Genomic DNA, 21649 nt, shown 5'->3' with positions numbered 1-21649 from the left:
GTCAGGCCTCCAATACAGGTTGAGTGAGCCCTGCCGCCACGGCCAGTTGCCACAGGCCGCGCTCGGCAGCTTCCTGCGCCAGGCTGACGTGGGCAAAGCCGCAGAGGGCGAGGGCGCGTTGATAACGGGCGCAGAGAGGAGCGGCGCCGACCAGGATGATCGGCTTGTGTTTGGCGCTGTCGGGCAGGCCGGCGAGCTCATGTCCGATGAGCAAGCCGGACAGGTAGTCGGGCTGCTGGTCTGGGGCGAGTTCGCCGGTGAGCCCAAGGGTGCGGGCGCTGAACAAGGTGGACAACACGCCGCGCTGACCGTCATTGGAGCGCGCCACGTGTACGCCGCGGTCGAAGGCTTCGGCCTGGAATCGCTCGCTGGGTTGCTGGGTACGCCCGAGGATGCTGTGCTTGCTCAACACCGCAAACACCTCGCCGGTCATGAAGGTATCGAAGTGCGTGATACGGCCCTCGACCACCTCGACCCACTTGGAATGGCTGCCGGGCAGGCCGATCAACATGTCGGCGCCCAGCCCTTGCAGCACACCCAGCACTTGGGTTTCTTCGCCGCGCATCACGTTGGGCAAGCCGACCTGCTCGATCACGCCCGGCACGATGTGCACGTCCACACCACGCAGGCTGCGCACCTTATGCAGCGCTTGGCCGAGGCTGGCGACATCGACGGGGGTAGGGCGGTAGGCCGCTTCGCTCCAGCCCTGGGCGCTGCCGACCATGCCACAGGCGATCACCGGCAAACCCGGCTCGGCGTCGAGCCAATCTCCGCACGCCGCATCGAACGCCAACTCGAAGCCGTTGCCGCAACGCACACCGGCGATGTCCCGGGGCTCGCTGGGCAAATGCATGATGCCCCACGCCAGCGCGCGCTGTTCCAGCACCACGCCTGCGAGGCCGAGTTTATAAGCACGAAGGGAGCTGGTCCCCCAATCGAGCGCGATCAATTGCGCCTGCATCGCTTCACCTGAGTTCTGAGCGGATGCAGCGAATATAAACCTACGCGAGCGGAAGTCTCAATATATAAATATCAATCCCATATTTAGGGACAATATTTAAGAAAAGGCTGACAGGTTCAGCTCCCGCATCGCCCCCATCCAGACGGCATAGTCAGTGTGGTCCTTTAGGTCATCACCGGTTTCGGGGTGCAAAAAAACCACCAGCCCGTTGCGATGAATCACCAACCACGGCAACACCACACCGATGTATTCAGGATCGAACGCCAGCTGGCAGCTCCAATCCGGGTGCGGTCCCACCGGCCGTTCGTGCACACGGCCCATGCGCAGCGGGAAGAGTTTGGCGGCGTCTTCACACAGGCTGCGCGCTTGGTCGATAGTGCTCGCGTCGAAGTAGATATGGGCGTGATAGCCCTTGATACGTTGCATGACGGACTCCGGATCCCCTATGCGCCAGATGCTAGACCGCAATGGACGGCAGGGCCAGCCCGGTCAGCGACTGTGCGCTGCTGGCTTGTTCCGCCACCAACCATTCGACGAAGCGCTCGACCAACTGCCCCCTGCGTTTGCGCTGGGGTTGCACCACGTAATAGCCGAAGCGCGAGATCACGGTGTCGCTCAGCGGTCGGCACAACCAACCCTGCTCCAGCAGGTTATCCACCAAGTGGCGCCAGCCGATGGCCACGCCCTGGCCGGCAATCGCGGCTTGGATCAGCAGGGTGTAGTTGTCAAAACGCAGTTGGCCCGGCGTCGGCGCACTGGCGATGCCCAGTTCGCGAAACACGCCGCTCCAGTCGAACCACTGGCTGTTGTTTTCCTGGCGCAGGTGCAACAGTGGGAAATCGTGCAAATTTTGCACAGTCAGCGGCGTGGTCTGGTCCTTGAGCCATTGTGGACTGCACACCGGGAACACCTCCTCGTTGAACAGCCACAGGCTGTCGCCCTGCTTGAAACGGCCGTCACCAAACAACACCGCCACGTCAATATCGCTACGCAGGGTGGCGTGGTTGCGCTCGCTGGTCACCAGGCTTACATCGACCTGCGGGTTGGCCTTATGAAAGCGATGCAGGCGCGGCATCAGCCAATAGGCGGCGAAGGCGAAGTCGGTGGCGACTTGCAGCACTTCATGCTGGTCCTGCTGGGTGATGAGGCTCAGGCCCTGGTTGATCCCCTGCAACCCGCCTTGCACGTGCTCGAATAGCAGGGCGCCGGCGTCGGTCAATTCGATGCCTCGGTAGATGCGGTCAAACAGGCGGATCGCCAACTGTTCTTCCAGGCGCTTGATCTGCTGGCTGATGGCCGGTTGGGTGGTGCCCAATTCCATCGCGGCGGCGGTAAAGCTGCGATGACGTGCGGCGGCTTCGAAGGCACGCAGCAAATCGAGGGACAGGTCACCGAGGGCTTCATACATAAGCTGTGCTTATCCTAGACATTGCTTCTCATGGGCTTTACCCCACTTTTCATGGGCTGCATGCTCATTCGCATAAACACCGCCTATGGAATGCCGATAGATCATGAAGCGCAAGAACATTCTTTTCATCATGGCCGATCAAATGGCCGCACCGTTGCTTCCGTTCTACGGTTCTTCGCCTATCAAATTGCCCAACCTGAGTCGCCTCGCCGAGCAAGGCGTGGTGTTCGATGCCGCCTATTGCAACAGCCCGTTGTGTGCGCCGTCGCGCTTCACCCTGGTCAGTGGCCAACTGCCGAGCAAGATCGGCGCCTACGACAATGCCGCCGATTTCCCCGCCGATGTGCCGACCTATGCCCACTACCTGCGCCGCCTGGGCTATCGCACAGCGCTGTCGGGCAAGATGCATTTCTGCGGCCCCGATCAGTTGCATGGCTATGAAGAGCGCCTGACCAGCGACATCTACCCCGCCGACTATGGCTGGGCGGTGAACTGGGATGAGCCGGACGTCCGCCCCACTTGGTATCACAACATGTCGTCGGTGCTGCAAGCCGGGCCGTGCGTGCGCACCAACCAGCTGGATTTCGACGAAGAGGTGGTGTTCAAGGCCCAGCAATACCTGTTCGACCATATCCGTGAGGACGGCGACCAGCCGTTCTGCCTGACGGTGTCGATGACTCATCCCCACGACCCGTACACCATTCCCAAACCGTTCTGGGACCTGTACGACAACGCCGATATACCTTTGCCTACAACACCTGCGCAAGGCGATCTCGATCCGCATTCCCAGCGCCTGCTCAAGGTCTACGGCCTGTGGGACAAGCCGCTGCCTGTGGACAAAATCCGCGATGCACGCCGTGCCTACTTCGGCGCCTGCAGTTACATCGACAGCAACGTCGGCAAGCTGCTGCAAACCCTGGAAGACACCGGCCTGGCCGACGACACCATCATCGTGTTCTCAGGCGACCACGGCGATATGCTCGGCGAGCGCGGCCTCTGGTACAAAATGCACTGGTTTGAAATGGCCGCCCGCGTACCGCTGCTGGTCAGCGCGCCGGGGCAATTCGCAGCAGGCCGCGTGAGCAAAGCCGTGTCCACCGCCGACCTGCTGCCAACGCTGGTGGAACTGGCCGGCGGCGAGTTGGATCCGCGCCTGCCGCTGGACGGCCGTTCACTGGTCCCGCACTTGCAGGGGCAGGGCGGCCATGACGAAGTATTTGGCGAGTACATGGCCGAAGGCACCATCAGCCCGCTGATGATGATTCGCCGGGGCGCCTACAAATTCATCTACAGCGAAGACGACCCTTGCCTACTGTTCGATGTACACAACGACCCACGGGAGCAGGAAGACCTCAGCCAGTCGCCACACCATCAGGCGCTGTTTGCAGCCTTCCTGGACGAGGCGCGGGCCAAATGGGACATCCCGGCGATCCACCAACAGGTGCTCGCCAGCCAACGCCGCCGCCGTCTGGTGTTTGAAGCACTGACCCAGGGCAAGCTGAAGAGCTGGGATCACCAGCCACTGGTGGACGCCAGTCAGCAATACATGCGCAACCATATCGACCTCGACGACCTGGAGCGCAAGGCACGTTATCCACAACCCTGCCAAAACCAATAACACTGAGGGAAGGCCATGCAAAAGTTAACTGTGATGCTGGGGCTCTTGGCGCTGGGAAGCGCCAATGTTTACGCCGACGCCAGTTGTGAAACGGTAAAGATGGCCGATCCGGGCTGGAGCGATATCGCGGCCACCAATGCCATCACCGGTTTTCTGCTGACGGGCATGGGCTACAAACCCAAAGTCGACACCCTGGCGGTGCCGATCACCTTTGGCGGGCTCAAGGACGGCCAGGTGGATGTGTTCCTGGGCAACTGGATGCCGGCGCAGCAGGGCTTCTATGACAAGTTCGTGGCCAATGGCGACGTGGTTCAACTGGCGAAAAACCTCGACGGCACCGAGTTCACCCTCGCCGTGCCCGACTACGTATGGGATGCCGGGGTGCATGACTTTGCCGACTTGAACCACTATGCCGACAAGTTCGACAAGAAGATCTACGGCATCGGCTCCGGCGCGCCGGCGAATATCTCCCTGCAGGAAATCATCAAGAAGAACGACTTCGAGCTGGGCCAGTGGAAACTGGTGGAGTCCAGTGAACAGGCGATGCTCGCCGAAGTATCGCGGGCCGTTAAGAAGCAGAAATTCGTGACCTTCCTCGGCTGGACGCCGCATCCGATGAACGTGCAGTTGAAAATGCGCTACCTCAAAGGCGGCGAGAAATATTTTGGTGACACCGGCAGCGTGTATACCTTGACCCGCAAGGGCTACGCACAGGCCTGCCCGAATGTTGGAAAACTGCTGACCAACCTGAGTTTTACCCAGGAAATGGAAAACAGCATCATGGCCGAGGTGGCCAACAACAAGGTCAGCAATGCCGATGCGGCGAAAGCTTGGATCAAAGCTAATCCGGCGGTGTTGGATAAATGGCTGGAGGGCGTGAAGACCGTGGATGGCAAGGACGCGCTGGCCGCTGTAAAAGCCAAACTCTGAACGATACACAACCCCTTGTAGGAGCCGGCTCGCTGGCGAAGCCCTCGAAAACGCCGCGTTTTTTCACACAACCCGCGTTATCGTTACCCACCTTCGCTGGCAAGCCAGCTCCTACAGTATTTAGAGCAGTCCGATGCCCTGGCCCAACCGCCATACACTTTTCCCCTTCCTCGCCTGGCTCCCGCGCCAGACCCGCGCCAGCGTCGGCCGAGATGCGATGGTGGGCCTCAGCGGCGCAGTGCTCGCCTTGCCACAGTCTATTGCCTACGCGCTGATCGCCGGCCTCCCACCCGAATACGGCCTGTACGCCGCGATCATCCCGGTGCTGATCGCCTGCCTCTGGGGTTCCTCCTGGCATTTGATCTGCGGCCCCACAGCGGCGATTTCCATTGTGCTCTATGCCAGCGTCAGCCCGCTGGCCGTGCCGGGGTCGCAGGACTACATCACCCTGATCCTGTTGCTCACCTTTCTCGCCGGTGTTTTCCAGTGGCTGCTGGGCATGCTGCGCTTTGGTGCGCTGGTGAATTTTGTCTCCCATTCAGTGGTGCTCGGGTTCACCCTGGGAGCCGCTGTGGTGATTGCGCTCGGGCAACTGCCCAATCTGCTGGGGCTGGATTTGCCGAGCCAGGCCACGGCGATCAACAACCTGCTGACACTGATCCATCACAGCGGCGAATGGGACCCTGCGTCCGTCATTCTCGGGCTCGGTACCTTGCTGGTGGGTGCGTTGCTCAAATACCTCGTACCGCGCTGGCCGACCCTGTTGATCGCCCTGACGCTGGGCAGCCTGGTCACCTGGTTGTGGCCGGCAATGTTCGGGCATGTGGCGTTGGTCAGTTCCTTTATCGGCAAGCTGCCGCCGCTCAGCCCGTTGCCAATGGACCTGGACGTGATCCTGCGTCTGCTGCCGAGCGCCGTGGCGGTGGGCATGCTGGGGCTGGTGACCAGCCTGTCGATTGCCCGTTCACTGTCAGTGCGCTCGCAGCAATTGCTCGATGCCAACCAGGAAATCCGTGCGCAGGGTTTTTCCAACATCGTGGGCGGATTTTTCTCCGGGTATCTGTCAGCCGGCTCCTTTACCCGCTCCGGCCTCAGTTATGAGGCGGGCGCCTGTTCGCCGTTGGCTGGCGTGTTTTCTGCCTTATGGGTGGCGCTGTTTGCACTGTTTGGCGCGGCGCTGATCGCCCATATTCCGATCCCGAGCATGGCGGCGAGCATCTTGCTTATCAGTTGGGGGCTGGTGGACCGTCGCGGTATTCGGGCGTTATTCCGCGTCAGTCGCGCCGAGTTTGTGGTGATGAGCCTGACCTGCGTCGCCACCTTGCTGCTGGAGCTGCAAACAGCGATTTACGCCGGGGTGCTGGCGTCACTGTTTTTCTACCTCAAGCGCACTTCGCAGCCACGTGTCCAGCAATGGCGCGATGGCGATGAGGACGTGCTGCGCGTGGGCGGTTCGATCTTTTTCGGCGCCAGCCACTACCTGCAAGTGCGCCTGCAAAGCCTGCAGGGCAAACGGGTGGTGATCGAGGCGCAGCAGATCAACTTTATCGACTATTCCGGGGTGGAGATGCTGCACCAGGAGGCGCGGCGCTTGCGTGGGTTGGGACGCAGTCTGACGCTGCGCCGGGCCAGGCCGCAGGTGGTGGAGGAGTTGAGGAAGCTGGAAGGGGCCGACAATTGCCCCATCCATTTCCAAGCATCCATTGCCAAGACTGAACACCCTTAACGCTGTGGGAGCTGGACGTGCCCACCTCAAATAGCGTCAAGCCAACTGCCGGCGCAGCTCAGCCAGCACCGGCGCAGAATCCGGACGCACACCGCGCCACAAGTAGAAGGCTTCCGCCGCCTGCTCCACCAGCATGCCCAGGCCATCCATCGCCACGGATGCGCCATGCTCAGTGGCCCAGCGGCAGAACGCGGTCGGTTCCTTGGCGTACATCATGTCGTAGCAAAACGTCTTGCCCGGTTCGATCAGGCTGCTGGCAATCGGCGGTACATCGCCTGACAGGCTGGCGGACGTGGCGTTGATGATCACATCCACCGGCTCACGCAGCCAGTCGAAACCACTGGCGGACACCGGGCCCAGATCGTCGAACAACTCGGCGAGCATTTCGGCCTTTTCCACGGTGCGGTTGGCGATGATCAGCGAAGCAGGCTGTTCGGCCAGCAACGGTTCCAATGCGCCGCGCACCGCGCCGCCGGCGCCCAGCAACAGGATGCGCTTGCCTTGCAGGTTCAGGCCGGCATTGACCGTGAGGTCGCGCACCAGGCCGGCGCCGTCAGTGTTATCGCCCAGCAGGCTGCCGTCGGCCAGCTTGCTCAGGGTGTTCACCGCACCCGCACGTTGAGCGCGTTCGGTGAGGCTGTTGGCCAGGCGGTAAGCGTCTTCCTTGAACGGCACAGTGACGTTGGCGCCACGACCCTGTTGAAAAAACTCACGAGCACAGCCGGAGAAATCCTCCAATGGCGCCAGCAGGGTGCTGTAGTCCAGTTGCTCGCCCGTCTGCTCGGCGAACATCCGGTGGATCAGCGGCGACTTGCTGTGGCCGATGGGGTTGCCGAACACGACATAGCGGTCCATCAGACAGCCGCCTTGGGCGCGGCAAGGCCCAGCCAGTCACGGTCTTGCAGGAAGTAGTCGGTGAGACGCGCTTCTTCGCTGCCGGCTTCGGCCTTCCAGTCGTAGCTCCAGCGCACTTGCGGCGGCAGCGACATCAGGATCGACTCGGTGCGCCCGCCCGATTGCAGGCCGAACAAGGTGCCACGGTCGTAGACCAGGTTGAATTCAACGTAGCGGCCGCGGCGGAATTCCTGGAATTCGCGCTGCTGCTCGGTGTACGCGGTGGACTTGCGGCGCTGCACGATCGGCAGGTAGGCGTCGATGTAGGCGTCACCGATGGCGCGGATGAAGGCGAAGCAGGTGTCAAAGTCCCACTCGTTCAGGTCATCAAAGAACAGGCCGCCAATACCGCGCGGTTCGTTGCGGTGCTTGATGTGGAAGTAGGTGTCGCACCAGGCTTTGTAGCGCGAATACACGTCCGGCCCGAACGGCGCACAGGCCTGTTCGGCCACGCGGTGCCAGTGGATGCAATCGTCTTCGTTGCCGTAGTAAGGCGTCAGGTCGAAGCCGCCGCCGAACCACCACACCGGTTCTTCGCCTTCTTTTTCAGCGATGAAAAAGCGCACGTTGGCGTGGGACGTCGGTACGTGGGGGTTGTGCGGGTGGATCACCAGCGACACACCCAGGGCCTCAAAGCCACGACCGGCCAGCTCAGGCCGATGCGCGCTGGCGGACGGTGGCAGACCGCTGCCAAACACGTGGGAAAAGTTGACGCCGCCTTTTTCGATCACCGAACCGTTTTCGATCACACGGGTGCGACCGCCGCCGCCGGCAGGCCGGGTCCAGGCGTCTTCGATAAAGCGAGTGTCCGTCTCGAAGGTTTCCAGGGCGCTGCAAATGCGGTCTTGCAGGTCAAGCAGGTAGGCCTTTACAGCCTCGGTGCGGGTAGTCATGGCATCACCTTGAATCGGGCAAAGCTACGCGAGGCCATTGGGCGTCGGCGGCAAATGGGCGCACAGGATACCACTGCACCCGGTTGCGCCGCAGTTGACGAAGATCAAGCTTAGGAGTTCGATAGGCGGCTACGCGAGTTCGACCCAAGGAGAAGGCAGATGGCAAAACGTATCCAGTTCAGCGCCCATGGCGGTCCCGAAGTGCTTGAGTATGTGGACTACACCCCAGCGGAGCCTGGCCCGCAGCAAGTGCGCGTGCGTAACGAGGCGATCGGCCTGAACTTCATCGACACCTATTTCCGCAGCGGTCTGTACGCGCCGCCAGCCCTGCCATCGGGCTTGGGCGCAGAAGGCGCCGGCGTGGTCGATGCGGTCGGCAGCGAAGTCACCCAATTCAAGGTTGGCGACCGTGTGGCCTACGGCAGTGGTCCATTGGGTGCCTACAGCCAACTGCACGTGCTGCCCGCCGCCAATCTGGTGCATCTGCCGGACGAGATCAGCTTCGAACAAGCCGCCGGCGCCATGCTCAAGGGCCTGACCGTGCAGTACCTGCTGCGCCAAACCTATGAAGTGAAGGCCGGTGAAACCATCCTGTTCCACGCCGCTGCCGGTGGTGTGGGCTCGCTGGCCTGCCAATGGGCCAAGGCCCTGGGTGTGAAGTTGATCGGTACCGTGAGCTCGCCGGAAAAAGCCGCCCTGGCCAAATCCCTCGGCGCCTGGGAAACCATCGACTACAGCAAGGAAAACGTCGCACAGCGCGTGCTGGAATTGACCGACGGTAAAAAGGTACCGGTGGTGTATGACGGCGTCGGCAAGGACACCTGGTTGACCTCGTTGGACAGCGTGGCGCCGCGTGGGCTGGTGGTAAGTTTCGGTAATGCGTCGGGCGCGGTGGATGGGGTGAACCTGGGGATTCTGTCAGCCAAGGGCTCGCTCTACGTCACTCGGCCGACCCTGGCGACCTACGCCAACAACCCACAGAACCTGCAGGCGATGGCGGATGACTTGTTCTCGATGATCAAGAGCGGCAAGGTGCGCATTGATATCAACCAGCGGTATGCGCTGGCGGATGCGGCCAAAGCGCAGACCGAGTTGTCGGGGCGGCGGACTACCGGTTCGACCATTCTCCTGCCATAAGGCTATAGCTCTCCGGGGTCAGTGAGGCCTCTTCGCGAGCAAGCCCGCTCCCAGATGTTGATCGGATTCCAACTGGAGGAACTCGATCGAACGGGGGAGCGGGCTTGCTCGCGAAGGCCACGACTCGGTCTCAGGAGGGCCGCACCACCTCACCCGTCACCAGATCACGAATCAGGCTCGGGTTCTTGCGCCCACCCAGGGCGCCACCCAACACCAGGTCCACCTGGCCACGGAAGTATTGCTCCACGCGAATCCGCGAGCGCGCCGCCGGACGGCCCTGCGGGTTGGCCGATGTGGAAATCAGCGGCCCTACCAGCGAACACAGGTCCCGCACCAGCGGATGGTCAGTCACCCGCAGCGCCACGGTGTCGTGCACACCCGTGACCCATTCCGGCAACAAGTCCTGATGGGGCACCAACCAGGTATTCGGCCCTGGCCAGGTACTGGCCATGCGATCGATCCAGTCCTGTGGGAAATCTTCGAACAGAAAGTCGAACTGACGGATGTTGTCCGCCACCAGGATCAGGCCCTTGTCCACCGAACGGTTCTTGATGGCGAGCAAACGGTCCACTGCTTCTTCGTTCCACGGGTCGCAGCCCAAGCCCCAAACCGCTTCGGTTGGATAGGCAATCACCGCGCCTGCGCGAATTTCTCGTGCGGTTTCCAGCACACGCCACCGGTTGACCATTGTTCACTCTCCAGACTAAAGCTCTGCGCAGTTTACCGATCTTCTTTACAAAACCTAGCGGCGCGCAAGCCAGCGCCCGCTTTCGCAGATGACCTGGCCTTCCAGCTCAAGCTCCGTCAGGGTCGCCAGCACTTGGGACAACGGCCTTGCGCTGGCAATCGCCAGGGCTTCACTGGTGTGGGGCGCCGCGTGCAGCAGCGCCACCAGCGGGTGGACCACCGGCATCGGCGCCGGACGAGACAATGCCTGCCAGCCACGCAACCCTTCCAGGATGTGCTCGATAGTTTCCACTAGCACCGCGCCATCGCGGATCAACTGGTGACAGCCCTTGGCGCCGGGATGATGGATTGAGCCTGGAATCGCATACACCTCGCGCCCCTGCTCGGCCGCCAGTTTCGCGGTAATCAGCGAACCGCTGGCCATGCTGGCTTCCACCACCAACACCCCCAGGGACAGCCCGCTGATGATCCGATTGCGTCGGGGGAAGTTACCCGCTTGGGGCGGCGCGTCCAGGGGGAACTCGGAAACCACGGCGCTGCCTTGGTCAATCATCGCCGCCGCCAGCCGCCGGTGGCGCTGTGGATAAAAATTTTCAAGCCCCGTGCCGAGCACGCCGATTGTCTGGCCGCCCACATCCAATGCCGCCTGATGGGCTGCACCGTCAATGCCCAGCGCAAGGCCGCTGGTGATGACAAAACCGGCGCTCGCCAGACTGCGTGAAAACGCTGCCGCCGTGTCCATGCCGGGGCGCGATGCACGACGACTGCCGACTATCGCCAGTTGCGGTTTTTCCAGGATCGAAGGGTCACCGGCGACGAATAACAGTGGCGGCGCATCATCGATCTGGGCAAGCAGTGCGGGGTAGTCCGGCTGGTCCCACATCAGCAATTGCTGGGCCGGACGCGCCAGCCAGGCCAATGCGTCGCTCGCACCGTCGCGGATTTCATGACTGCGTCGGGCATCGGCGCTGATGGAAGGCAACCCGAGCGAACGCCAGGCACTGGCAGGCGCACTGATGGCTTTTGAGGCAGAGCCGAACGCTTCGATCAACAAGCGAAAACGCTTCGGACCCAGTTCCGGCAGCCTGTGCAAGCGTAGACGCGCTTCCAGTTCTGAGGGGGATATTTCGTGGTTTTTTGTCGGATACATCTGATCATCCTTGACCGGAACAAGCTGTGGATAACTCTGTTGGTAACTTATTTAGCAGGCTATTTATTGCGTTTGATGGGCAGTCTCGAAACGGTCCATTACGGCCAGGGGCCGTGAGGCATTGAGGACCAGGCCGTAACTGAGTTTTTCGTAGGTGCGAAACACCAACAGTGTGCCGGCGCGTTCATCAGGGAGTTGGGTCGGCGTGCCCGTCAGACTGTCGCGTACCGTGGCGCCAGCCTTGATTACGCTGAGCAGTTGGCCTTCGACCAGGCCGTCACGACGGCCTTTATTCAGGGTTACGGCATCCAGCACGCCGATCTGGGTCACGCCCTTGGGGATATCGATGATCTGCCCTTTGATAAAGCGCGTTGCTGGCGTGACGGCAAAGGCTGCCGGGTCGACGGGTGTTTGCGCACGCAGCAAGCGGTCACCGGGACGCACCTCCTGGGTGACACGCTGCACAGCGAGGGTGGTGAGGTCGCCCGCCGTGACGAAACGGGCGGTGCCAATGTCGTCGGCGTTGATCCCCAGTAGCTCTCGGGTCTGCGGGTCGGTGTAGACCTTGCCACGTCGGAATATGCCGTAATTCGGCTGGGAAGGCGCCAGGTCGCCCCTGGCGTGGACCCGCTCGCCATTGGCGCCAAGCACGCGGCCAGCATCGGCAGCGACGATGTAGGGCGCGTTGTCCAGGTCCTGGGGTGTATCGAGAATGCGGTTATGCAGCAGGAAGCGCTGGATAGCGTGTTGTGTCGGTGGGTCCAGACGCTGGATGGGCTGGGGTAGCAGGGCCATGGAAAACGGGGCCCACAGCAGCAAGACGAGTAGCGATTTCCTCATAGGGTGAATCTCCTTTATTATGTGCGTTCGCGTGAAATGCCTGGGCCTTAGCGGCTTTTAAGGGTTTCACACCGGTCGTGTGGGTCCATCCCAACGCCGATTTGCCTCTACCTCACATGTGCAGCAATTACGCTTATGGCTATTTTGAACATCCTCGAATTCCCCGACTCGCGCCTGCGCACGATCGCCAAACCGGTGGCCGTAGTGGACGACAAGGTTCGTCAGTTGGTCGATGACATGTTTGAAACAATGTATGAAGCCCCGGGTATCGGCCTCGCCGCGACCCAGGTCAACGTGCACCTGCGCGTCGTGGTCATGGACCTGTCGGAAGATCGCAGCGAACCGAAGGTGTACATCAACCCGGAGTTCGAACCGCTGACCGACGAGATGGGCGAATACCAGGAAGGCTGCCTTTCTGTGCCGGAGTTCTACGAGAACGTCGAGCGCCCGCTGCGCGTCAAGATCAAGGCCCTGGACCGCGACGGCAAGCCGTTCGAGCTGATTGCCGAAGGCCTGCTGGCGGTGTGCATCCAGCACGAATGCGACCACCTCAATGGCAAGCTGTTTGTCGATTACCTGTCCACGCTCAAGCGCGACCGGATCAAGAAGAAGCTGGAAAAAAAGCATCGCCAGCAAGCTTGATGCCCTCCTTCCAAAGGCTTGCTGCGGCAAGCCTTTTTCTTTTGTGACTGCTTTTAACCGAGACCTCCCATGACCGAGCCACTGCGCATAGTTTTTGCCGGCACTCCTGAATTTGCCGCCGAACACCTCAAGGCCCTGCTTGCCAGCCCTTATGACATCGTCGCGGTATACACCCAGCCGGATCGCCCGGCCGGTCGTGGGCAAAAACTGATGCCGAGCCCGGTCAAACAGCTGGCGCTGGAACACGACATCCCTGTGCTGCAACCGCCGACCCTACGCAACGCCGAAGCCCAGGCAGAACTGGCGGCGCTGAAGCCGGACCTGTTGGTGGTAGTGGCCTATGGCCTGATCCTGCCGCAAGTCGTGCTGGATATCCCCCGTCTGGGCTGCATCAACAGCCACGCCTCGCTGCTGCCTCGCTGGCGCGGTGCGGCGCCGATCCAGCGCGCCGTGGAAGCCGGCGACAGCGAAAGCGGCGTGACCGTGATGCGCATGGAAGCAGGCCTGGACACCGGCCCGATGCTGCTGAAAGTCACCACCCCGATTACCGCCCAAGACACCGGCGGCAGCCTGCACGACCGCCTTGCCGAGCTGGGCCCACCGGCTGTAATCCAGGCCATCGCCGGTCTGGCTGCTGGCACCCTGCAAGGCGACGTGCAGGACGACAGCCTGGCCACCTACGCCCACAAACTGAACAAAGACGAAGCGCGCATCGACTGGCGCCGCCCGGCCGTGGAGCTTGAACGCCTGGTGCGCGCCTTCAACCCATGGCCGATCTGCCACAGCACGCTTAACGGCGAAGCCTTGAAAGTGCTGGCCGCGACCCTGGCCGAAGGCAAAGGCGCGCCCGGTGAAATCATCGGCGCCAGCAAGGACGGCCTAGTGGTCGCCTGCGGTGAACAGGCGTTGTGTCTGACCCGTCTGCAATTACCCGGTGGCAAGGCGCTCAATTTCAGCGATTTGTTCAACAGCCGCCGTGAGAAATTTGCCTTGGGCACGGTCCTTGGGGTGGTAGCCCAATGAACCCACGTCTGGCCGCCGCCAAGGCTCTCGCCGCCGTCCTCAGCGGCAAGGCGTCGTTGAACAGTTCGTTGCCCACCCAACTGGACAAGGTCGAAGACCGCGATCGCGGTTTTACCCAGGACCTGGCCTTTGGCACAGCGCGCTGGCAACCACGCTTGTCGGCGCTGGCAGCCACGTTGCTGCAGAAGCCGTTCAAGGCGGCCGACGCGGATGTCGAGGCGCTGCTGCTGGTCGGCCTCTATCAACTGCTCTACACCCGCGTGCCCGCCCACGCCGCTATCGGCGAAACGGTCGGTTGCGCCGACAAGCTGAAAAAACCCTGGGCCAAGGCCCTGCTCAACGCCGTGCTGCGCCGCGCCCAGCGCGAAAGCGAAGCACTGCTGGCTGAACTGGAGCACGACCCGGTGGTGCGCACCGCCCACCCGCGCTGGCTGCAAAAGTCCCTGAAGGCGTTCTGGCCGGAGCAATGGGAAGCCATTTGCGCAGCGAACAATGCGCACCCGCCGATGATCCTGCGGGTCAACCGTCGTCATCACAGCCGTGACGCCTACCTGCAATTGCTCACCGACGCAGGTATCGGCGCCACGCCGTGCGTGTACAGCGTCGACGGCATCGTGCTCGAAGCCGCCACTGATGTGCGCGGCCTGCCGGGATTTGCCGAGGGCTGGATCAGCGTGCAGGACGAAGCCGCGCAACTGGCTGCCGACCTGCTCGACCTTGCACCGGGCCAACGCGTACTCGACGCCTGTTGCGCGCCGGGCGGTAAGACGTGTCACATCCTGGAAGTCGAAAAAGACCTGGTCGGTGTAGTTGCCGTCGACCTGGAAGCCAAGCGCCTGGTGCGCGTGCGCGAGAACCTGGCTCGCCTGGGCCTCAGCGCCGAGCTGATCGCGGCCGACGGTCGTGACACCGCCACGTGGTGGGACGGCAAACCGTTCCAGCGCATCCTGCTCGATGCGCCGTGCTCCGCCACAGGCGTGATCCGCCGCCACCCGGACATCAAGCTCACCCGCCAACCCGACGACATCGCCGCCTTGGCCGTGCTGCAGGGCGAGTTGCTCGACGCCCTGTGGCCCACCCTGGAAGTCGGCGGCATCCTGCTCTACGCCACCTGTTCGACCTTGCCGACAGAGAACACCGAGGTGATCGAAGCCTTCCTCGCCCGCACCAGCGGCGCGCGGGAGCTGGACCTCGCCACCACGGCCGGCATCAGGCAGCCCCACGGCCGCCAATTGCTTGCGCAAGAAGGCGGACACGATGGCTTCTACTACGCCAAACTGATCAAGATCGCCGCCGCGCGCGGCTGAATGATTTAAGGGAGTGACCGGATGAAAATCATCATCCTTGGGGCAGGGCAGGTCGGCGGCACGCTGGCTGAACATTTGGCCAGCGAAGCCAACGACATCACCGTGGTCGACACTGACAGCGAGCGTCTGCGCAACCTTGGCGACCGCCTCGACATCCGCACCGTACAAGGCCGCGCATCGTTCCCGACAGTGCTGCGCCAGGCCGGTGCCGACGACGCAGACATGCTGGTGGCCGTGACCAACAGCGACGAAACCAACATGGTCGCCTGCCAGGTTGCCCATACTCTGTTCCACACCCCGACCAAAATCGCCCGTGTGCGCGAAGCGGCCTACCTGACCCGCGCCGGGCTGTTCGACAACGACGCGATTCCCGTCGACGTGCTGATCAGCCCGGAACAAGTGGTCACCCACTACATCAAGCGCTTGATCGAAATTCCGGGCGCCCTGCAGGTGATCGACTTCGCCGGCGGCAAGGCGCAGCTGGTCGCGGTGAAGGCCTATTACGGCGGCCCGCTGGTGGGCCAGCAGCTGCGCCAGTTGCGTGAGCACATGCCGAATGTGGAAACCCGCGTAGCGGCGATTTTCCGGCGTGACCGTCCGATCCTGCCCCAGGGCGATACGGTGATCGAGGCCGACGACGAAGTGTTTTTCATCGCTGCCAAAGCGAATATTCGTGCAGTCATGAGCGAAATGCGCCGCCTCGACGAGACCTACAAACGCATCGTCATCGCCGGCGGCGGGCAAATCGGCGAGCGTTTGGCCGAAGCCATCGAAAGCCGCTACCAGGTGAAGATCATCGAGATGAGCCCGGCACGCTGCCGGCATTTGTCCGACACCCTCGACAGCACGGTCGTACTCCAGGGCAGTGCCTCGGACCGCGACCTGCTGATGGAAGAGAATATCGCCGACGCCGATATTTTCCTGGCCCTCACCAATGATGACGAAGCCAACATTATGTCTTCCCTGCTGGCCAAGCGGCTGGGGGCGAAGAAGGTGATGACCATCATCAACAACCCGGCTTATGTGGACCTGATCCAGGGCGGCGATATCGACATCGCCATCAGCCCCCAGTTGGCCACCATCGGCACCTTGCTGGCCCACGTGCGCCGTGGCGATATCGTCAGCGTGCACTCCCTGCGCCGGGGTGCGGCGGAAGCCATCGAGGCGATTGCCCATGGTGACTCAAAGTCGAGCAAAGTGATCGGCAAGGCCATCCGCGATATCGGCTTGCCGCCGGGCACCACCATTGGCGCGATCATTCGTGACGAAGAAGTGATCATTGCCCACGACGATACAGTGATCGAAACCGGGGACCATGTGATCCTGTTCCTGGTGGACAAGAAACATATCCGCGATGTGGAGAAACTGTTCCACGTGGGCCTGAGCTTTTTCTGATCGAACGGAGAGAACCGATGCTGGAGTCCCTGGAAAAAATGCTCGCCAAAGGTGCGGATAATTCCCTGCTGCGCTTTGGTTTGGGCAAGGGTTATCTGGACCTGAAAGACAACGCCAAGGCAGCGGAGCATCTGCACAAGTGCGTCGAGTTCGACCCGAAGTATTCAGCGGCGTGGAAGCTGCTGGGCAAGGCGCATCAGGGACTGGGGGATAGTGCTGCGGCGCGGCTGGCGTGGCAGAAGGGCATAGAAGCCGCCCAGGCCCATGGCGACAAACAGGCCGAAAAAGAGATGACCGTGTTCCTGAAAAAACTCGACCGCCAGGGGTGAATGGCGATCAACAATGGGGGAGCGGGCTTGCTCGCGAAAGCGGTGTATCAGCGTCACATTCAGTGACTGACATACCGCTTTCGCGAGCAAGCCCGCTCCCACATGGGTTTCGCGGCGAACCGGAGTCAGTATGGAATCAATACCACCGCGCCTCACCCGGCGGGCGTTTCTTGAAGCGCTTCATGCTCCACATGTACTGGCTCGGATAAGCGCCGACATAACGCTCCACCACCTTGCTCATCGCGGCGCAGGACGTGGCGGTGTCGGTGCTGTACATGTCTTCCGGCGCCGCTTCCAAAATCACTTTGTAACCCGAACCGTCCGGCAGCCGCAGCGCATGCAGGAACACGCCCACCGCCTTGTGGCCGGCGAGCATGTTCGGCACGAACTTGCTGGTCAGCGCCTGGGTGGCGAAGAACGGCACGAAGATCCCCGCGGATTCCGCCGGCTCGGGATCGGCCGGGATTCCCACCTGGCCGCCTTTGCGCACTTCCTTGATCACACTGAGGATGCCTTCCTTGGTCGACGCGGCCACGCGGTTGCCCAACTGCACGCGCTGTTTTCGCAGTAACTCATCCACCGCCTTGAGCTTGGGTGGGCGGTAGAAAATGATCGGTTTGCACTGGCTGCAATAGAAGTGGTTCAGCACTTCCCAGTTACCCAGGTGGCTGGTGATGCCAACCACGCCTTTGCCTGAGGCGAGGGCTTCGTGCAGCACTTCCAGGCCTTCGACTTCACGCACCAGGTCGATGGAACGCTGGGCCGGCCAGATCCAGGCGCAGGCGCTTTCGGTCAGGGACTTGCCGATGTCCATCAGGCTGCGGCCGACCAGCGCTTCGCGCTCCGCGGGGTCCATGTCCGGGAAGCACTTGGACAGGTTGATCCGCACCGTGTCACGGGAACGGTTGGGGGTTTTCCACATGATCCAGCCAATCGCGGTGCCGACGGCCTGAACGGCGCGCCAGGGCAGCAGGGCAAATAACCGGAGAGCGCCTACCAGCAAGGCGCCTTTCAACTTTTCCACAGGTCACTCCTGATCGTGTGTGGTGCGCAAAGCCGGCATTCTAACCGGCGTTGGCCAGGTCCGCGTAACGGTCGCAGTCCTGAGTGTGGTCCATGACCATGCCCGAGGCCTGCATGAACGCGTAGCAAATGGTCGGGCCGACGAAGGTGAAACCGGCTTTTTTCAGGGCTTTGCTCATGGCTTCAGCTTCCTGTGTAATCGCCGGTACTTCGCTGCGGTCCTTGAAGTGATTGACCTTGGGTTTGCCGCCGACGAAGGACCAGAGCAACCCCACCGGGTCCTCCAGCGCCAGCCAGGCGGCGGCATTGCGGCGGGTGGCATTGAGTTTAAGGCGGTTACGCACGATACCCGGATCGAGCATCAGCGCTTCGATCTCGGCGTCGCTCAGTTGGGCCAGACGCTGCGCATCAAAACCGAACAAGACCTTTCGATAATGCTCGCGTTTGCGTAAAACGGTGATCCAGGAAAGGCCCGCCTGGAACCCTTCGAGCAAAAGCAACTCGAACAAACCCTGCGCATCGCGCAGCGGCGTTCCCCACTCCTGATCGTGATAAGCCATGTACAGCGGATCTTCAGAACACCAAAAGCAGCGTGGCATAAGGCTCCAGGGAGTGGTGGCAGGGCCGAATCGGGTATACTCCCGCTCTTTAAATCGCAGCCCAAGTAACAGGTGAATTTTGTGAGCCAGCCTACGCCAGCCGTGCGTACCTTCCAAGACTTGATCCTCGCCCTCCAGCAATACTGGGCCGAGCAAGGTTGTGTGGTACTTCAGCCCTACGATATGGAAGTAGGCGCCGGCACTTTCCACACCGCAACATTCCTGCGGGCCATTGGCCCGGAAACCTGGAACGCCGCTTATGTGCAGCCCAGTCGTCGCCCGACTGACGGCCGCTACGGCGAAAACCCGAACCGTCTGCAGCACTACTACCAGTTCCAGGTGGTACTGAAGCCGAACCCGGACAATTTCCAGGAACTGTACCTGGGCTCGCTCAAGCACGTGGGCCTGGACCCACTGGTCCACGACATCCGTTTCGTCGAAGACAACTGGGAGTCGCCGACCCTGGGCGCCTGGGGCTTGGGCTGGGAAGTCTGGCTCAATGGCATGGAAGTGACGCAGTTCACGTACTTCCAGCAAGCGGGCGGCATCGAGTGCTACCCGGTGACCGGCGAAATCACTTACGGTCTTGAGCGCCTGGCCATGTACCTGCAAGGCGTGGACTCGGTCTACGACCTGGTGTGGGCTGACGGCCCGTTCGGCAAAGTCACCTACGGCGACGTGTTCCACCAGAACGAGGTGGAGCAGTCCACCTATAACTTCGAACACGCCAACGTCGACAAGCTGTTCGAACTGTTCGACTTCTATGAAAGCGAAGCCAAGCGCCTGATCGAACTCGACCAGCCGCTGCCATTGCCGAGCTATGAAATGGTGTTGAAGGCCTCCCATACCTTCAACCTGCTGGACGCCCGCCGTGCCATCTCGGTAACCGCGCGCCAGCAATACATCCTGCGTGTACGCACCCTGGCGCGTTCCGTCGCCCAAGCCTATCTGCTGGCTCGCGCCAAGCTGGGCTTCCCGATGGCAACCCCGGACCTGCGTGATGAAGTGTTGGCTAAGCTGGAGGCTGCACAATGAGTGCTCAAGATTTCCTGGTTGAACTGGGCACCGAAGAGCTGCCACCCAAGGCACTGAACACCTTGGCCGACGCCTTCCTGGCCGGTATCGAAAAAGGCCTGCAGACCGCTGGCCTGAAGTTCGAAACGAAGAAAGTCTACGCCGCACCGCGTCGCCTCGCGGTGTTGCTGACCGCGCTGGAAACCCAGCAGCCGGACCGCAGCATCAACCTCGACGGCCCGCCGCGCCAGGCGGCTTTCGATGCCGAAGGCAACCCGACCCAGGCCGCCCTTGGTTTTGCCAAGAAGTGTGGCGTCGAGCTGAGCGAGATCGACCAGAGCGGACCGAAACTGCGTTTCAGCCAGGTCATCACCGGCAAGCCGACCGCCAGCCTGTTGCCGACCATCGTTGAAGACTCGTTGAACGACCTGCCGATCCCGAAGCGCATGCGCTGGGGTGCTCGCAAGGAAGAATTCGTACGTCCGACCCAGTGGCTGGTGATGCTGCTCGGTGACCAAGTCATCGACTGCACCCTCCTCGCCCAGAAAGCCGGTCGTGATTCCCGTGGCCACCGCTTCCATCACCCTGAAGCCGTACGCATCACCTCGCCGGCCAACTACGCCGCCGACCTGCGTGCTGCCTACGTGCTGGCTGACGCCAACGAGCGTCGCGAGTTGATCAGCAAGCGTACCGAAGAGCTGGCCCGTCTGCAGGAAGGCACCGCCATCGTGCCGCCAAACCTGCTCGACGAAGTGACGGCGTTGGTTGAATGGCCGGTGCCGCTGGTGTGTTCGTTCGAGGAACGTTTCCTCGACGTACCGCAGGAAGCGTTGATCACCACCATGCAGGACAACCAGAAGTACTTCTGCCTGCTGGACGTGGACGGTAAGTTGCTGCCGCGTTTCATCACCGTGGCCAACATCGAAAGCAAGGATCCGCAGCAGATCATCGCCGGTAACGAGAAAGTCGTTCGCCCGCGCCTGACCGACGCCGAGTTCTTCTTCAAGCAAGACAAGAAGCAGAAGCTGGAAGACTTCAACCAGCGCCTGCAAAACGTGGTGTTCCAGGAAAAACTCGGTAGCGTCTACGACAAGGCCGTACGGGTTTCCAAGCTGGCCGCCTACATTGCGCCACGCATTGGCGGTGATTCCGCCTGGGCTGCGCGCGCAGGCCTGCTGTCCAAATGCGACCTGGCCACTGAGATGGTCGGCGAGTTCCCGGAGATGCAAGGCGTTGCCGGCTACTACTACGCCCTCAACGACGGCGAGCCGGACGATGTGGCCCTGGCGCTGAACGAGCAGTACATGCCGCGCGGTGCCGGCGCTGAACTGCCGACCACCCTGACCGGTGCAGCCGTGGCGATCGCCGACAAGCTGGACACCCTCGTGGGTATCTTCGGTATCGGCATGTTGCCAACCGGCAGCAAAGACCCCTATGCCTTGCGTCGTGCGGCCCTGGGCGTACTCCGCATCCTGATCGACAAGAAGCTGGACCTCGACCTGACCCAGGCCGTGGTGTTTGCCGTCGGCCAGTTCGGCGCCAAGGTCAAGCAGGCCGACCTGGCCGAGCAAGTGCTGGAGTTCGTGTTCGACCGCCTGCGTGCGCGTTATGAAGACGAAGGCGTGGACGTGTCGGTGTACCTGTCGGTGCGTGCCCTGCAGCCGGGTTCGGCGCTGGACTTCGACCAGCGCGTACAGGCCGTGCAGGCCTTCCGCAAACTGCCGGAAGCCGATGCCCTGGCCGCCGTGAACAAGCGTGTGTCGAACCTGCTGAGCAAGGCCGAAGGCCTGGGCAATGCCGACGTCGACCCTGGCCTGTTCGCGGATGCCAAGGAGTTCTCGCTGAACTCGGCCATCGCCAAGGCTGAAAACGCCGTGAAGCCGCTGATCGCTGAACGCAACTACGCCGAAGCATTGGCTCGCCTGGCGACCTTGCGTGAGCCAGTGGATGCGTTCTTTGAGGCGGTGATGATCAATGCCGAAGATGCCGGCGTGCGGAAAAACCGCTACGCCATGCTGGCGCGTCTGCGTGGCTTGTTCGTCAACATCGCTGACATTTCGACGCTGAGCTGAC

Annotated in this window: 21 protein-coding genes; 11 read left to right on the top strand and 10 right to left on the bottom strand. The window is 61.9% G+C overall.

Annotation, left to right across the window (positions count from 1 at the left end; all coding sequences use genetic code 11):
* Position 1 precedes the first annotated feature (1 nt).
* From PF1751_RS00155 to PF1751_RS00145, 3 genes are all read right to left on the bottom strand, one after another.
* Complete coding sequence (locus PF1751_RS00155) at positions 2-961, bottom strand: 2-dehydro-3-deoxygalactonokinase (RefSeq protein WP_010207753.1); 960 nt, start codon at positions 959-961, stop codon at positions 2-4.
* Positions 962-1057: 96 nt separating this feature from the next.
* The gene (locus PF1751_RS00150) at positions 1058-1387 is read right to left on the bottom strand and encodes a DOPA 4,5-dioxygenase family protein (protein WP_010207752.1); all 330 of its coding nucleotides are present in this window, start codon (positions 1385-1387) and stop codon (positions 1058-1060) included.
* Positions 1388-1418: 31 nt separating this feature from the next.
* Positions 1419-2369, bottom strand: a complete 951-nt coding sequence (locus PF1751_RS00145; protein ID WP_010207751.1) for a choline sulfate utilization transcriptional regulator — start codon at positions 2367-2369, stop codon at positions 1419-1421.
* Between the two features lie 103 nt (positions 2370-2472).
* On the opposite strand from PF1751_RS00145, the gene betC reads away from it, so the two are divergent.
* The 3 genes from betC to PF1751_RS00130 all read left to right on the top strand — a co-directional run bounded on the left by betC (position 2473) and on the right by PF1751_RS00130 (position 6643).
* A complete protein-coding gene (gene betC, locus PF1751_RS00140) occupies positions 2473-3987 on the top strand; it encodes a choline-sulfatase (protein WP_010207750.1) in 1515 nt (504 codons plus the stop codon).
* A gap of 15 nt (positions 3988-4002) precedes the next feature.
* Positions 4003-4917, top strand: a complete 915-nt coding sequence (gene choX, locus PF1751_RS00135) for a choline ABC transporter substrate-binding protein (protein WP_010207749.1) — start codon at positions 4003-4005, stop codon at positions 4915-4917.
* A gap of 133 nt (positions 4918-5050) precedes the next feature.
* The gene (locus PF1751_RS00130) at positions 5051-6643 is read left to right on the top strand and encodes a SulP family inorganic anion transporter (protein WP_010207748.1); all 1593 of its coding nucleotides are present in this window, start codon (positions 5051-5053) and stop codon (positions 6641-6643) included.
* A 36-nt stretch (positions 6644-6679) separates the two neighbouring features.
* Here the strand turns inward: PF1751_RS00130 and aroE are convergent, their stop codons facing one another.
* Both aroE and hemF read right to left on the bottom strand, forming a co-directional pair.
* A complete protein-coding gene (aroE, locus tag PF1751_RS00125; protein ID WP_010207747.1) occupies positions 6680-7498 on the bottom strand; it encodes a shikimate dehydrogenase in 819 nt (272 codons plus the stop codon).
* The gene (gene hemF, locus PF1751_RS00120; protein ID WP_010207746.1) at positions 7498-8430 is read right to left on the bottom strand and encodes an oxygen-dependent coproporphyrinogen oxidase; all 933 of its coding nucleotides are present in this window, start codon (positions 8428-8430) and stop codon (positions 7498-7500) included. The genes aroE and hemF overlap by 1 nt, the downstream gene beginning before the upstream one ends.
* Before the next feature lie 159 nt (positions 8431-8589).
* Between hemF and PF1751_RS00115 the strand changes: the two genes are divergently transcribed.
* Positions 8590-9567, top strand: a complete 978-nt coding sequence (locus PF1751_RS00115) for a quinone oxidoreductase family protein (RefSeq protein ID WP_044286389.1) — start codon at positions 8590-8592, stop codon at positions 9565-9567.
* Positions 9568-9697: 130 nt separating this feature from the next.
* Here the strand turns inward: PF1751_RS00115 and tsaC are convergent, their stop codons facing one another.
* The 3 genes from tsaC to PF1751_RS00100 form a co-directional block, all read right to left on the bottom strand.
* Complete coding sequence (gene tsaC / locus PF1751_RS00110; RefSeq protein ID WP_010207742.1) at positions 9698-10255, bottom strand: L-threonylcarbamoyladenylate synthase type 1 TsaC; 558 nt, start codon at positions 10253-10255, stop codon at positions 9698-9700.
* Between the two features lie 54 nt (positions 10256-10309).
* Entirely contained in the window at positions 10310-11404 is a 1095-nt protein-coding gene (gene dprA / locus PF1751_RS00105) for a DNA-processing protein DprA (RefSeq protein ID WP_021491424.1), read from the bottom strand.
* A gap of 63 nt (positions 11405-11467) precedes the next feature.
* On the bottom strand, positions 11468-12244 hold the full coding sequence (locus PF1751_RS00100; protein ID WP_044286388.1) for a hypothetical protein: 777 nt from the start codon (positions 12242-12244) through the stop codon (positions 11468-11470).
* Positions 12245-12379: 135 nt separating this feature from the next.
* On the opposite strand from PF1751_RS00100, the gene def reads away from it, so the two are divergent.
* The 5 genes from def (at position 12380) to PF1751_RS00075 (ending at position 16940) form a co-directional block, all read left to right on the top strand.
* Positions 12380-12886, top strand: a complete 507-nt coding sequence (gene def / locus PF1751_RS00095) for a peptide deformylase (RefSeq protein ID WP_010207739.1) — start codon at positions 12380-12382, stop codon at positions 12884-12886.
* 69 nt (positions 12887-12955) lie between these two features.
* Positions 12956-13909 (top strand): methionyl-tRNA formyltransferase, encoded by a 954-nt coding sequence (gene fmt, locus PF1751_RS00090; protein ID WP_010207737.1) that lies wholly within the window; start codon positions 12956-12958, stop codon positions 13907-13909.
* Positions 13906-15216 (top strand): 16S rRNA (cytosine(967)-C(5))-methyltransferase RsmB, encoded by a 1311-nt coding sequence (gene rsmB, locus PF1751_RS00085; RefSeq protein ID WP_044286387.1) that lies wholly within the window; start codon positions 13906-13908, stop codon positions 15214-15216. Before fmt ends, rsmB begins: the two co-directional genes overlap by 4 nt.
* 21 nt (positions 15217-15237) lie before the next feature.
* Positions 15238-16611, top strand: coding sequence for a Trk system potassium transporter TrkA (gene trkA, locus PF1751_RS00080; protein ID WP_010207735.1), 1374 nt, complete (start codon positions 15238-15240; stop codon positions 16609-16611).
* A 17-nt stretch (positions 16612-16628) separates the two neighbouring features.
* On the top strand, positions 16629-16940 hold the full coding sequence (locus PF1751_RS00075) for a hypothetical protein (protein WP_010207734.1): 312 nt from the start codon (positions 16629-16631) through the stop codon (positions 16938-16940).
* Between the two features lie 136 nt (positions 16941-17076).
* Here the strand turns inward: PF1751_RS00075 and PF1751_RS00070 are convergent, their stop codons facing one another.
* Together PF1751_RS00070 and PF1751_RS00065 are read right to left on the bottom strand one after the other, a co-directional pair.
* The gene (locus tag PF1751_RS00070; RefSeq protein ID WP_010207733.1) at positions 17077-17964 is read right to left on the bottom strand and encodes a lysophospholipid acyltransferase; all 888 of its coding nucleotides are present in this window, start codon (positions 17962-17964) and stop codon (positions 17077-17079) included.
* Between the two features lie 40 nt (positions 17965-18004).
* Positions 18005-18562 carry a DNA-3-methyladenine glycosylase I gene (locus PF1751_RS00065; protein WP_010207732.1) on the bottom strand — a complete coding sequence of 186 codons (558 nt, stop codon included), beginning with the start codon at positions 18560-18562 and terminating at the stop codon, positions 18005-18007.
* Between the two features lie 81 nt (positions 18563-18643).
* Here PF1751_RS00065 and glyQ point away from each other — a divergent pair, with 81 nt between their 5' ends.
* Together glyQ and glyS are read left to right on the top strand one after the other, a co-directional pair.
* On the top strand, positions 18644-19597 hold the full coding sequence (gene glyQ / locus PF1751_RS00060; protein ID WP_003187265.1) for a glycine--tRNA ligase subunit alpha: 954 nt from the start codon (positions 18644-18646) through the stop codon (positions 19595-19597).
* On the top strand, positions 19594-21648 hold the full coding sequence (gene glyS, locus PF1751_RS00055; protein ID WP_044286386.1) for a glycine--tRNA ligase subunit beta: 2055 nt from the start codon (positions 19594-19596) through the stop codon (positions 21646-21648). Before glyQ ends, glyS begins: the two co-directional genes overlap by 4 nt.
* Position 21649 lies beyond the last annotated feature (1 nt).

Source organism: Pseudomonas simiae, assembly GCF_000934565.1.
Lineage (GTDB): Bacteria > Pseudomonadota > Gammaproteobacteria > Pseudomonadales > Pseudomonadaceae > Aquipseudomonas > Aquipseudomonas simiae.
This window is presented reverse-complemented; position numbering and strand designations above follow the sequence as displayed.